The organism is Paenibacillus sp. Y568, from assembly GCF_059445545.1.
This window is the reverse complement of record NZ_JCAIUM010000007.1, coordinates 199,170-212,519: the sequence shown is the minus strand read 5'-3', so window position 1 is coordinate 212,519 and position 13,350 is coordinate 199,170. Positions and strand designations below refer to the sequence as shown.

Below are 13,350 nucleotides of genomic sequence, written 5' to 3'. Positions count from 1 at the left end.
AGTTTAATATCATTTAGCCATAATATTAAACCAAAAAAAATGAATTTTCAAATCATTTTCGACATATTTGCTAAATGTTCAAACAATTATACTGAATTTCCATCCTCTTTATCCCTGAAATCCATTTGTAATGAAGTACCTCTAACTTTATGATTTCTAAGTAATACAGATGGGTCATCCCCTAACATACCCGCCGTCAGGACAGCATTCTCGCCAAATTTATTACGTAATAGATCCATTGCTTTGGTTAGTGATTCTTTCTTAGGTTGTTGTTCATAATTAAACAGATCTAATTGAATGGCTGATTCTTCTTTTGACGTAAGTTGTTGCAAAGTAACACCCAATAATCGGACAGGCTTATCCCAGCTCCAGTGTTCATTATATAATTTACATGCTTCCGTATAAATATCCTCTGTGTTTTCTGTCGGAGCACTCAACGTATGTGTTCGCGTAATCGTCTTCATATCTGGTGTACGAATGGTGATCTGTACCCCTCCAGCAACTAACTGCTTACGCCGAAGCCTACGGGCAACCTGATCACTCAGATTGAGAAGAACACGATTCACATCTTCTTTGAGATAGATATCCGAAGGAAGTGTTGTAGTATGTCCGATGGACTTGCTCTGTTCACGAATCTCCAATACAGGAGCGTGATCTATTCCATTCGCTGCCTGCTTCATCCATACACCAAGTATACCGAAGGCCTGTTTTAGTAAGTTTTCTTCACTTTTAGCTAATTGTCCTATCGTATGAATATTTAATTTACGCAATTTATCTGCCGTTCTACCACCAATACCAAATAATTGATCACATGGCTTATCCCACAGCACTTTAGGAACGTCACGAATGCGGAGTATAGTAAGACCGTTAGGTTTATTCATATCTGAAGCCATCTTTGCAAGCAATTTATTCGGAGCAATCCCGATAGAACAAGGAAGAGCGAGCTCCTCATAAATTTTCTTCTGAATGATTGTAGCAATCTCCTCAGGTGTACCAAATTGTTTGGATCCTGTAATATCTAAATAACATTCATCAATAGATGTCGCTTCCATACAAGGTGTGTATCCATAAGCTATCTCCATAAAAGCATTCGAATATTTACGATATGCATTGAAATCTGGGGGTATAACGATAAGATGAGGGCATTTCTTCAAGGCTTGATTCACTAACATTCCTGTCGAAATACCTAAACGTCTTGCAGCATAAGAACACGTCACGATAATTCCTTTACGGAGTTCAACACTTCCTGCTACAGCGGTTGGCTTCCCACGGTACATATGGGGTTCTTCCGCTTCATGTACGGAGCAGTAGAATGCGTTCATATCAACATGAAGTATAACCCTGCCTTTAGCCGGATAATATTCATCAAGGTTTCTCACACTAAAATCCTTTCTTCATCTATTATATAAATGAACTTAATGTCAGCATAACCCCCGTTAAACTACAGGTCAAGGGATCATGCTAAGACAAAATATTGAATTCTTTGTTACATTCCAGCATAGAAGTGATATAATGTTGAACTATAAAAATCACGTTAGGGAAAGACTTCCAAGGAGGATACCATGTCTACATCTATTTCTATATTTGATACAACTTTACGAGATGGCACCCAAGGTGAAGGAGTCAGTTTATCAGCTGATGATAAACTGAAAATCGCCAAAAAACTAGACGATTTGGGTGTTGAATATATTGAAGGTGGTATTCCAGGAAGTAACAGCAAAGATATCGAATTTTTTAAGAGAGTTCAAGCTTTAGGCCTTAACGCAAAAATAACAGCATTCGGAAACACTAGACGTAAAAACACAGAAGCAGCACAAGATCGGAATTTACAATCTATTATTGATTCCGGTGCACAAGCTGCAACCCTCGTAGGTAAGTCATGGGATTTCCATGTTCATACCGCACTACAGACAACATTAGAAGAGAATCTTGCTATGATCTACGATTCCATTGCTTATCTGAAACACAATGGACTTGAAGTGGTGTTTGATTCAGAACATTTCTTCGATGGATTCAAGAATAACCCGGAGTATGCCATTGCGGTTCTCAAGAAAGCACAAGATGCGGGCGCTAATTGGTTAACGATGTGCGACACGAACGGAGGAACATTACCACATGAGATTCATGATATCGTATCCTCAGTAGTCTCACAGATTCCACAAGCGAAATTAAGTATTCATACACACAATGACTGTGAACTTGCTGTAGCCAATACACTAAGTGCTATTCAAGCAGGAGCGCGTCAAGTTCAAGGTACTATTAATGGGTATGGTGAGCGGTGTGGAAATGCCAATCTATGTTCGATTATCCCTACTCTTCAGCTAAAGATGGGATACGACTGTATCGAACCCACTTCATTATCTCAACTATCTAACACTGCTCGATTTGTAAGTGAAATTGCTAATGTTCACATGCCTGTGAACCAACCTTACGTAGGCAATGCAGCATTTGCACACAAGGGGGGCATTCATGTCTCGGCAATCCTTAGAGATTCACGCACCTATGAGCATATTTCACCAGAACTTGTTGGTAACAAACAACGGATCCTTGTATCCGAATTAGCTGGTCAGAGTAACATCCTATCTAAAGCACAGGGAATGGGCTTAGAATTCGATCCAAGTAACGAGCAATCCCGTAAGGTCATTGATAAGATAAAAGATCTAGAACATCAAGGCTATCAATTCGAAGCAGCGGATGCTTCATTGGAGTTACTTCTGCGTGAAGCTAATGGACAGATATCTGAACTATTCAGCTTCGAATCATTCAAGATGCTTGTTGAGAAAAGTGCAGGTAAACCTGTTGTATCTGAAGCTTTTGTTAAATTAAACATTGATGGTCAGAGCGTCTATACCGCTGCAGAGGGAAATGGACCCGTCAATGCACTTGATAATGCGCTACGTAAGGCTCTTGTGCAATCCTTTCCAATCCTCAAAGAAATGCACCTTTCTGACTATAAAGTTCGCGTCTTAGATGAGAAAGATGCCACAGCAGCTAAAGTACGTGTCCTTATCGAATCCAAAAATGTGAATAGTACATGGAATACCGTTGGAGTGTCAGGCAATGTCATTGAAGCCAGTTGGGAAGCGTTAGTCGATAGTATTCGCTATGCCCTCTTAGGTCAAAGTCCACAAAATGCAACAGAAATGGACAACAACGGGCAACATGGCCTTGTTAATCATTAACTGTTACGAAATGTTCTAATGTTTTCATAAAAAGCACGGTAGCCAGGTGGCTACCGTGCTTTTTAGCAACAGTTATGATTGAATTAGCTTTTTCACCTTTTTCTCTAAATCTTTCTCAGATACGATACCAAGAATAATCTCTTGAATAACGCCGTGCTTATCAATCAATACATTCGTAGGAAATACTGCCCCTTTGTATTGATCAAATACCGTTGATTCTAAATCCAGCATCACTGGAAAATCGATATGATATTTATCTACGAATTTTTCAGCATTCTTCTTATTATCATACTTGGTAACATTTACTCCAAGTATGGTAAGTTCTTTTTGATACGTATCCGCCAGTTTAATTAATTCAGGAGCTTCTTCCTGACAAGGGTCACACCACGAAGCCCAGAAGTTCACAATAACAGCTTTCTCTTGCTCGCCACCTACATGATACTTCTCCCCATCCAATCCTTCTAAGGAGAACGGAGGAGCTAACAATCCCGCTTGTGGGCCTGTCTCCGTAGGAAGAGGTCGATCCATCTGAAATACAGCTTGAATCCTCGAACTTGAACCTGTATTCTGAAAAATAGCGATCGCTATCAGAATTAATGCAGCGATGACAATATAACCATTACGTTTCATGACATATCGTTTCCTTTACGTTAAGTTGTTACCTATTATTCTACCCTCTTTCTTCAAGAACTTACAATTGATTCATACTATCCATAAACAAGTCTAACCGGCTTCGCCGTTCTTTAGCCGCAAAGCAACGTTTAGCGTTGAAATATAAGCTTAAATTATATATAAAAAGGACTTCTGCGAGAACGCAGAAGCCAAAGAAGAGAGAGGGGTAAATCAAAATGACCAAACTTCCAGTAAATGATGAAATGTTTATTGATGCTGCCGTAGCTCGGGAGCTTACAGCGCACACACTTCTTCAGCTACCACGAGAAGCTTGCGGGGTCTTACTGGGTACTGCTACAGCGGGCGGCATACGAATTGAGCAATTTCAACCCATCCGTAACGTAGCGCCAGACCCGCTGCACGCATTCACTTTCCATCCAGAAGAATGGATTCCGATCTGTCTGAAATCTGAAAAGTTAATAGGAATTGTACATTCCCATCCCCATTCACTTCCCATCCCTTCTCAAGATGATTTAACCCATCTACATGCGTATGGACATTTATTGGATGTATATTTGATCTGTTCACCTATTCAAGATGGCACATCTATTAACATCCAGGCCTATCGTATCGTTCATCCTACCTATCACTCTAATACAGAAACAACGCAAATCTATGGTCTCACACCCACCCAGTTAACACTGACTTAAGTAAGCATATAGATCTCCCAGGGTGTCTACCCTGCGCTTCGAAAGATCCTCCATATAAGATTGCCAGAGCTTGGCTGTCATCAATGCATCCTCTAAAGCATGATGTCTTCCTTTAATGGGAATATCATGATCCATTAGTAATTCATCGAGACCATATCCTCCTCGCTGCGGTTCAAGCCAGCGAGCGATCATCATCGTGTCAATCACACGATGGCCTAAGTTTACCTTTGACGTCTTCCACAAAGCCGCATTCAAGAATGCCTTGTCGTGAGCGCTACCGTGAGCGATGAGCACTCTTCCCCCGACAAAAAACATAAAGTCATGCAGACCATTCATTAGTGTTGGAGCGCCATCTGTCATCTCCTGTGTGATTCCTGTTAATTCAGTAATAGATTCCGGAACAAGCTTACGGCAATTCACCAATGAGTAGAACTGTTCTTCTTCTATAATCTCTTCACCCACCATTCTAACAGCACCGAAAGATAAAATTTCATCCCCGTGTTGATGAGCGAAACCTGTCGTTTCAAGATCGAATACAACGGTTTCGAGTTTAGATAAAGGAACACTAAGAACCTCAGGTCTACGTTGTTCTCTCATTAATGAACGAATAAATGCCATATGTTGAGCGGTAGGGGCTCCCATTACAGACGCTATAGCAGAAGGTATACCTCCCTGCCGAAACGTGCTCCATAATCCATTGTTACCCCGTACCGGCTCCTTCATTTATTTCTCCTTTCCGCGTAACGCAACTGACGTTGTAGTGCTCTATGTGTCCTTTTAACTACACCTAAGCATTCACGAAGTTCTTGCATTAGCGGTTTTTTCTTAAGCTCTTTCTCTGATAAATAGTTACTGCTGATGTACAGCCCATCTGATACTATAAATGGCGTACTCACCCTTCGTTTCACAGATATTTCAAAAGCCATTTGACAGCTTTCTAGCAACACATTGTCAGAGTCCAAAGATAATAACTTTTCTAATCTTTTTTTAGTGGAGGTTTCTCTCACACCAAATTGCAAAGCCATGAACCTCACGAAATTTACTAATGGGATATACAGCCCGTATTTAATATCAAAACCACCAGCATGCTCACCAAAACGTTCAGTCACCACTTGTCCTAGTACGTTTAATGTTGCCTTGTGCCTGACCGTATTCCGTAATATAGCATCATGAAGGTTAGGAACGTTCTTGAACCCGCGATAGAAAACTTCTTTCAACCCATCAGCTAAGCTCTGATCTCCAGCAATGTGACGCATATCCGCAGCAATAATTAGATAACGAATAGGTTCCCAACTCAGATCATTTTGCCAATTTGTTAAAGTCTCTTCCCATTCTTTCAAGGATTTCCTCCAAAGTGGTTCCGAGCACATGACCTTTCCCTTACATTTGTCATATCCTAAGTACGCTAATTGATCACATAAAAGGTTAGAAAACAATTCAAAATATTGATCTTTATAGTCGTGTGACTCATCACTCAGAACAAGACCATTATCTTGATCACTCCACATGGTAGATTCCATGCGTCCTGCACTACCGAATACGATAAAAGAATAAACAACGGGAGGCAGACCATGTCCGCCCTCCATCATCTCTTTCTCACAAAGGTTCAATGCTCTAATTGTAATTAGATCATGCATCTGATTAATAAGTAACAACCACTCCGAGACCGGCATGATAGTCCTCAACTGTTGAAGATGACTCTGGTATGCGATACGTTGTTCCTTTAATTGGTCCCACGAGCTCGCATCTGTAATCCCTGTAAAATCTAAATTGGGATCCATTGAAGTCAGCGATTTCATGTTGTACGCCCCTCTCCTCCGAGCATTCTGATCTGTATTTCAACCAGAATATCAGGACATGATTTCCATTTAGTTCACAGGGGGAGTCGATTTATTCAGACGGGATAAAGCTTCAGCATCTGTAAGCAATTTCATTTGCTCTGGATATCCATAAGTTCCATGCTCACTAATATCTAGACCCATCATTTCTTCTTCTTCTGTAACACGAATTCCCATCGTAGCTTTCATAACTCCAAGAATAATAGCTGAGATCACTAATACAAATGCGAAGGTACCTGCAACACCTAACGCTTGAACTCCTAATTGGTGAAGACCACCACCATAGAACAATCCCGCTTGACCTACACCCGTCGATTCAGCCAATTCTGCTGTTGCGAATAATCCTGTTGAAATAGCTCCCCAGATCCCTGCAATACCATGAACAGATACAGCGTAGATCGGATCATCTAGACCAGCACGTTCTAACCATTGACCTGCTAAGAATGCTATCGTACCCGCAACTGCACCAATGAGAACTGCAGCCCAAGGTTCAACGAAAGCACAAGAACCTGTTATAGCTACCAATGCAGCAAGTACACCATTTAGCATACTTGGAATATCACCCTTACCAAATACCAACCATGAGATTGCAAGTGCCGCGAGTGCTCCTCCAGCAGCTGCAATATTAGTGTTAAGGGATACGTATCCGAAGAAATCGCCTAACCCTGATAACCCACTACCTGGATTAAATCCAAACCAACCAATCCAGAGAATAATAACACCCAGTACAGTATATACCTGGTTATGTCCTGGAATAACATTTGGTTTACCTTCTTTATTATATTTCCCTAGACGTGGTTTCAATAAGAATGTTGCTACAAGAGCCGCTGTTGCACCTGTCAAATGAACTACAGTTGATCCGGCATAGTCTTGCATACCCATTGTTCCAAGCCATCCTCCACCCCATACCCAGTGAGCTACGACTGGATATATGACAAGCATGAACAATGTACCAAAGATAATATAAACACTCAGCTTAGCACGTTCCGCCATACCACCTGAGGCAATAGCTAATGCGATCGCTGCAAAAGATAATTGAAATAGGAACTTAACGGTTAAAGATACATCCGAGAAAGCGAGGGAATCGAATGAACTAGCCATATCTTCTCCACTTAAGAAAAAGCCTGTTGTACCAATAATTCCATTACCATTACCAAACCCTAGACCGAATCCAACGGCCCAGAAAACAATAACGGAAATTCCTAAAGTTAATATTGTTTTACCTGCAACGTGACCGGCATTCTTCATTCGAACTGATCCAGCTTCTAATAGTACAAATCCAGCTTGCATGAAGAACACGAGCATAACCGCTAGAAAAACGAAGACCGAATTAATTCCCGCTTGTAATTGTGCATTCGTTGCACCGTCATCTGCAAAAGCACTCAAAGGAAAAGCCAACAGCGCAAGCATTCCAAAAGCAATCCCCAACATTCTCTTTTTCATGATTCCCACTCCCTCTAATGTATTTATATGTTATATATGCTTACACAGGATGAAACTCTTATTGCCATTATAAGCAAAACGGGTTATTTTTGACAAGACTTTTTTTAAAATATTTATCATCTAACAATTCATGTTATGTATTGTCTTGATTCAACTTACATTAGAGAGCATAACGTTTGACTGTATGGTTATCCATCAGGTATCATAATTTAATGGATATGATGAGAGTTTCAATCATACTTTATATTAAACGGGGTGATTCACATTGGGGATATGATATTGTACCGGATCGGAGAGTTAGCAAAGGTAGCCGGCGTTAGCCAAAGAACAATCGACTACTATACTAAATTAGGATTAATTACTCCTGAAAGTCGAACAGAGAAAAATTATCGCCTTTATAGCTTTGAAACCTCTGCGCGTTTAATGCGTATTAATCAATTAAAACAAGAGAAGTATACTTTGGAAGAAATAAAGGAAAAACTCGACAAATGGAACACGATCACCGAGGAAGCTCAGGTATCGGACAAACTAACCCATCTAGAACAGTGTATGCTGCAGTTAGAGAAAGAGGTTAAGGAACTCAGTCCTTTCATTGAACAAATGAAGCCTGTGCAAGCTAAACGCATGCTGACACAGCTGCTCCCTTCGGGAGCAGCTTGCATAGAAGCATTGAAGCTCTTATTGGATCACGGACCATTGATGTGAATCCTTCAGAACAATTCGAGGTATAACTATTAATAGGAGGTCAAGTAAATGAATTCTAATTCCATGTTTATTCTCATCATTATTGCGTTTATTTTCTCACTATGGGCGCAATTTCGAGTTAAAGGTACATTTAATAAATGGGCAAAGGTAGAGAATCATAACGGTCTTACAGGATATGAAGCTGCTCGACGCATGCTCGATGCAAACGGTCTACAAGATATACCGATCGAACCTGTAAGAGGTTCACTAACCGATCATTATGACCCTATCCACAAAGTCGTACGCTTATCCGAACCGGTGTATTACGAGAACACTATCTCAGCTGTCTCAGTAGCCTGCCATGAGATCGGCCATGCCATTCAACACAAAGAAAGTTATCCCATGTTAGTCTTGAGACATCGGATGTTCCCTGTCGTGAATTTCGCTTCAGGATTAGCACCATTCTTACTCATTGCAGGAATTATTTTTTCTTACACCAATCTAATTGGTCTAGGGATCATTTTCTTCTCCGCTGCTGTTGCCTTCCAAGTTGTTACTTTGCCTGTTGAATTCAATGCCAGCAGTCGCGCTCGTAACATTATGGTAGAACAAGGCTACATTACGAACGATGAAGAACGTGGTGTTGCCAAAGTATTAAATGCCGCTGCTTTAACTTATGTGGCCGCTGCTTTAATCTCTCTTCTTGAGTTAATTCGATATATCATGATGTTCACTAGTAGTCGCGATTAATAGTTACAACAAAAGAAACCCCGATCGGTTAAGAACCGAACGGGGTTTTGTTATTTGTAGTTATAAGTTCGAAATAATGAAGTAAGAAATTACGAAATGCCTGAGCAACTAAAGGGAGCTTGTCATCTGATCTATGAATTAATCCAATCGTACGTGTGACTCTAGGTTCACTTATTTTAACTCGTGCAGGTTGTAGTGGATTACTTTGAAAGAAAGCCATTCCTGGCAAAAGACTAACACCCATCCCCGCTGCAACAAGCCCACGAATGGTATCTGTTTCCTCCCCCTCAAATGCTATCTGAGGTGTAAATCCAGCTTCAAGACAAGCTTGCCAAACAATGGGACGTAAAGAATAGCCCTTACTAAACAAAATGAATTTATCATCTTTCAATTGATCCAATGTTATAGACTCTTCTTGAGCCAGTGGATGGTTGAGAGGTAGAATAGCGTACATCTCTTCAGTTAGGACCACATCTCCCTCTACCTGATCATGACCTTCAGGAAATGGAGATATGAATGCAAGGTCCACTTCAGCAGATATAACGTCCTTTATCAGTGATGGATACATTCCTTGTTTGAATCGAAATTTCACATTAGGATAACGTTTTTTAAATTCTGACACCACCGATGGGATCAGATGAATACCTAGACTGTGTGGAAAACCAATGCGGATCTCCCCTCGCTCAGGATCCAGGAATTCATGGACCTCAGCAACAGCCTTATCTAAATCCTTCATCAGACTCTCAACACGTTTGCAGAATAAATGACCAACAGGAGTTAATTGCAGATTTCTTCCCTTTTGCATAAACAAATCTACGCCTAGCTCCTGTTCCAATTGATGGATCTGCCTACTCACAGCAGACTGAGCTACATGAAGTTCCTCGGCTGCTTGAGTTACATGCTCTTTCTGTGCAACTTTCATGAAATAGTGCAACTGTCTCAGTTCCACGCGGGTGATCTCTCCATTCTAGAATGTATGATCTTGATCTTTAGTTATCGTCGTCGTAATTTAAGCAATCTGATAATAAGTCCATATATGAAGAAACCTCCAACTAGACCGCCAAGATGTGCCATCCAGTTGATACTTGCAACAACGAATGAAAATACAACTCCAAACATAAGCATAGCATACAATGTCTTGCGTGAGGCCTCATCCATAATTTTTCGTTGAAACAATGCAATGTACAAGAAAGCACCGTACACCCCATAAATAGCCCCTGAGGCTCCTACAGATATAAACAACTCACCTATTTGAGTGAAGTAAGCAGATGATAGAACATTTGCTATAATGCCACTCAACATATACAACACAGCATATCTCCACCAACCCAGTAGTCGTTCAAGAGGTGGCGCAAATACTAATAAAGCAAAGCAATTAAACAACAGATGCTCAAACCCATTGTGAAGAAACATTGAGGTCACAAACCTCCAGCTTTCTCCTTCATATACCAACGCACCAAACTTATACAGCGTCTCTCGATTGGTAGATCCGCCATTGAAAGTTAAAACGAAGAACATAATAATGTTAGCCAACAACAATAGCGATGTTACAGGGTAATACTTCAAATAACTTTTCCAGTTTTCATATCGGATAAATATCATAGTACCCTTCCTTTACTCTATACTAACAACATAAGCATTGGTAATGCTATTCCAAAAAGACTATAATTACTTTGACAGTCTTTACTTAATTCAAAATATCAAGGAGGAAAATCACATTGGCACAAGAACGTACTGGTATTGCAACTTTTAAGAGTAACCCTATTACATTGGTTGGACCTAAATTAAAAGCAGGTGATTCCGCTCCTGACTTCACAGTTAGTAAGAATCTTCTTGAAGATGTTTCACTTAAAGATTATGCAGGAAAAATCAAACTTATCAGTGTTGTTCCTTCTCTAGACACAGGAGTATGTGATGCACAGACTCATCGTTTCAATGAAGAAGCTGACAAATTAGGTGACGACGTTATCATCCTTACGATCAGTATGGACCTTCCATTCGCACAAGATCGTTGGTGCGGTGCAGCAGGTGTAGAACGCATTGTAACACTATCTGACCATAAGTCAGCTTCATTTGGAGAAGCTTATGGTGTACTAATCAAAGAATTCCGTCTTGATATGCGCTCGATCTTTGTAATCGACAAAAACGATAAGATCACTTATGTTGAATATCTTGCTGAAATGACTGAACATCCAAATTATGAAGCTGCTGTAGCAGCTGTTAAATCATTGCTGTAATTTACGTTTTAAAAAAGCGGGAGAAAGAGACTATCTTTCTCCCGCTTTTTTCTTCATATAACGTGTACAAATTATTGCGATACTTTGTATTTAGCCAACTTCTTATCTAACGTACCAAATAAATGTAGAATGAATCGATAATTCGCTCCCAAATCACCAAGCGAACCTCTAGAGGCAGAATATATATCCACAGCACTACGCACAGGACCAACCGAAAGAATAGATACAGTAATGTCCACAGTACGTCCAAAAGAAGTCTTTTTCTCTAGAATAATCTCTCCAACAGATGGAACTTCATGCAGAACTTTGTACCCTGGAATTTTTTTGAGCGTGGACGAAATTTCCTCCCATGCCTTGTCTTTCGATAAATTGTAATAGCGCGTTTTCATTTTAGGATCTTTCGCTCGGTCACCCGTTCCTTCTTGACTACGTATGATCCCCACTAAAACTCTCTTTAACGACAAGACCGTTCCCCCTTTATATATATCCATCAATACCTAATAGTTTAACATTGAACTCTTCAGAACAAAAGAGGTTGACTACAGAATCTCATAATCCAACCAAAAATAGCATTCCAATATCGATAAATCTTCGACATTGGAATGCTACTAACAAAATCATTATAAATAAAAGGAATCCCGCTTATGCCGTCCGGTTAAATTGTCTTCTGAACCTGCAGTAGCAGGTGGGTGACCGCAGAAATGTTTTTGAAGTCCCCATGTCATATAGACAGGGCGTTTCAGCTACGCTTCTTATTGATCTCCCTAGACATCATCATTGGTTCAAAATAACGATTAACCGTGGCGAACATCGCAGGATGTGATTTTATTATAATCCCAATGAATATAAAAGTAAACTCAAATGAAGCCGTTTTCTCAATCCATTTTATTACAACTTCATTTCGCTGTTTATGATTTATGTCCAGTCATATTTTCTTCAATAGAAGATACTTCTATTTCATTCTCTTCGGCAATCTTTTCTTGTTTCTCTTCTTCCAACAATCTCAAACGTTCTGCTTGCTCCTGCATCTTCAGGAAAGATCCATGGAAATTAAAGAACGCCCACAAAGCGATGATCGTGATACTGAAGAAGATGATTACTACTGGGTACATTGAAGAAATGTATAACAATAACCCTGTCCCCAATACCGTAGCAATCATTCGAAATGGACGAATAATCGTTAGAAGAACAGCATTTTTAATAATAAGTAAAATACCCATGTGATAATGGACAACCATAGAGAAGAAATTAAACATGGATACAAGTAGTACAAATAACAGAAGGAGCATGACTCCACCAATTAACTGCAGGTTATCCATGGTCATATAAACCTTATAATCTACCCACATAATCACTACTAGTAATGTATAAAAGATACCACCAATCATCGATTGTTTATAATTATCTTTATACCCCTTAAAAAAGGTACGAAAGATTGGCACATCTGAATCACCCATTACCCATTTACGTACGACATTAAATAAAGCAGAAATGGCCGGGAACAATGTAAACGGTGCCAAGATACCCATAACCCAATTTAACAATACGTGATCATTTGCCGTCGCTTCCGTCTGCTGAAGCATAATAAATTTAAGTAATAATACAAGTAGAAATGGCGACGAACAGACTAGCCACAGAATGTTACTATACGCAATCCTCGTAATCCATTCTGTTAATTTATAGATTCCTCCCATGGTTCCTTTAAATTCCAAGAATTCTCCTCCTCAGTAAACAAGCTTGTACATAATAATATACCGTATTTAGTATGAACAATACCAGTGTCTAATTTCAAAAGATACGTTAGGTACTTTAGATCTCCCAATTTCTAGTTATGTATATGCTATCTCATGTAATTATTGAGCATAAAGAAAAAGACGAAGTGTATAATACTCTT

14 protein-coding genes and 1 other RNA gene are annotated in these 13,350 nt (G+C 39.9%); 5 read left to right on the top strand and 10 right to left on the bottom strand.

The window, feature by feature from the left end; all coding sequences use genetic code 11:
• Window positions 1-86: 86 nt before the first annotated feature.
• On the bottom strand, window positions 87-1,379 hold the full coding sequence (locus AC1D7X_RS12310) for a DNA polymerase IV (RefSeq protein ID WP_495475305.1): 1,293 nt from the start codon (window positions 1,377-1,379) through the stop codon (window positions 87-89).
• 183 nt (window positions 1,380-1,562) lie between these two features.
• On the opposite strand from AC1D7X_RS12310, the gene cimA reads away from it, so the two are divergent.
• Window positions 1,563-3,182, top strand: a complete 1,620-nt coding sequence (gene cimA, locus AC1D7X_RS12305; RefSeq protein ID WP_495475304.1) for a citramalate synthase — start codon at window positions 1,563-1,565, stop codon at window positions 3,180-3,182.
• A gap of 72 nt (window positions 3,183-3,254) precedes the next feature.
• On the opposite strand, the gene AC1D7X_RS12300 is transcribed toward cimA, so the two are convergent.
• Window positions 3,255-3,812, bottom strand: coding sequence for a TlpA family protein disulfide reductase (locus AC1D7X_RS12300; RefSeq protein WP_495455529.1), 558 nt, complete (start codon window positions 3,810-3,812; stop codon window positions 3,255-3,257).
• A gap of 218 nt (window positions 3,813-4,030) precedes the next feature.
• Between AC1D7X_RS12300 and AC1D7X_RS12295 the strand changes: the two genes are divergently transcribed.
• Window positions 4,031-4,504: a M67 family metallopeptidase gene (locus AC1D7X_RS12295; RefSeq protein WP_495455528.1), complete on the top strand. Its 474-nt coding sequence runs from the start codon at window positions 4,031-4,033 to the stop codon at window positions 4,502-4,504.
• Here AC1D7X_RS12295 and AC1D7X_RS12290 read toward each other — a convergent pair.
• The 3 genes from AC1D7X_RS12290 to AC1D7X_RS12280 form a co-directional block, all read right to left on the bottom strand.
• Window positions 4,490-5,227 (bottom strand): exonuclease domain-containing protein, encoded by a 738-nt coding sequence (locus tag AC1D7X_RS12290; RefSeq protein ID WP_495455527.1) that lies wholly within the window; start codon window positions 5,225-5,227, stop codon window positions 4,490-4,492. The genes AC1D7X_RS12295 and AC1D7X_RS12290 overlap by 15 nt on opposite strands.
• A complete protein-coding gene (locus AC1D7X_RS12285) occupies window positions 5,224-6,303 on the bottom strand; it encodes a DUF294 nucleotidyltransferase-like domain-containing protein (protein ID WP_495475303.1) in 1,080 nt (359 codons plus the stop codon). Before AC1D7X_RS12285 ends, AC1D7X_RS12290 begins: the two co-directional genes overlap by 4 nt.
• Before the next feature lie 69 nt (window positions 6,304-6,372).
• A complete protein-coding gene (locus tag AC1D7X_RS12280; RefSeq protein ID WP_495455525.1) occupies window positions 6,373-7,785 on the bottom strand; it encodes an ammonium transporter in 1,413 nt (470 codons plus the stop codon).
• A gap of 273 nt (window positions 7,786-8,058) precedes the next feature.
• Between AC1D7X_RS12280 and AC1D7X_RS12275 the strand changes: the two genes are divergently transcribed.
• Both AC1D7X_RS12275 and AC1D7X_RS12270 read left to right on the top strand, forming a co-directional pair.
• Window positions 8,059-8,490 carry a MerR family transcriptional regulator gene (locus AC1D7X_RS12275; RefSeq protein WP_495455524.1) on the top strand — a complete coding sequence of 144 codons (432 nt, stop codon included), beginning with the start codon at window positions 8,059-8,061 and terminating at the stop codon, window positions 8,488-8,490.
• A 48-nt stretch (window positions 8,491-8,538) separates the two neighbouring features.
• Window positions 8,539-9,219 carry a zinc metallopeptidase gene (locus tag AC1D7X_RS12270; RefSeq protein ID WP_495455523.1) on the top strand — a complete coding sequence of 227 codons (681 nt, stop codon included), beginning with the start codon at window positions 8,539-8,541 and terminating at the stop codon, window positions 9,217-9,219.
• A 28-nt stretch (window positions 9,220-9,247) separates the two neighbouring features.
• On the opposite strand, the gene gltC is transcribed toward AC1D7X_RS12270, so the two are convergent.
• Complete coding sequence (gltC, locus tag AC1D7X_RS12265; RefSeq protein WP_495455522.1) at window positions 9,248-10,168, bottom strand: glutamate biosynthesis transcriptional regulator GltC; 921 nt, start codon at window positions 10,166-10,168, stop codon at window positions 9,248-9,250.
• Between the two features lie 44 nt (window positions 10,169-10,212).
• On the bottom strand, window positions 10,213-10,821 hold the full coding sequence (locus tag AC1D7X_RS12260) for a rhomboid family intramembrane serine protease (RefSeq protein ID WP_495455521.1): 609 nt from the start codon (window positions 10,819-10,821) through the stop codon (window positions 10,213-10,215).
• A gap of 116 nt (window positions 10,822-10,937) precedes the next feature.
• Between AC1D7X_RS12260 and tpx the strand changes: the two genes are divergently transcribed.
• Entirely contained in the window at window positions 10,938-11,456 is a 519-nt protein-coding gene (gene tpx / locus AC1D7X_RS12255) for a thiol peroxidase (protein ID WP_495455520.1), read from the top strand.
• A 71-nt stretch (window positions 11,457-11,527) separates the two neighbouring features.
• Here the strand turns inward: tpx and AC1D7X_RS12250 are convergent, their stop codons facing one another.
• The 3 genes from AC1D7X_RS12250 to AC1D7X_RS12240 all read right to left on the bottom strand — a co-directional run bounded on the left by AC1D7X_RS12250 (window position 11,528) and on the right by AC1D7X_RS12240 (window position 13,168).
• Complete coding sequence (locus AC1D7X_RS12250) at window positions 11,528-11,920, bottom strand: DUF1499 domain-containing protein (protein ID WP_495455519.1); 393 nt, start codon at window positions 11,918-11,920, stop codon at window positions 11,528-11,530.
• A gap of 167 nt (window positions 11,921-12,087) precedes the next feature.
• A non-coding RNA gene (gene ssrS / locus AC1D7X_RS12245) (6S RNA) lies at window positions 12,088-12,278 on the bottom strand.
• 86 nt (window positions 12,279-12,364) lie between these two features.
• Window positions 12,365-13,168: a YesL family protein gene (locus AC1D7X_RS12240; RefSeq protein WP_495455518.1), complete on the bottom strand. Its 804-nt coding sequence runs from the start codon at window positions 13,166-13,168 to the stop codon at window positions 12,365-12,367.
• Between the last annotated feature and the right edge of the window lie 182 nt (window positions 13,169-13,350).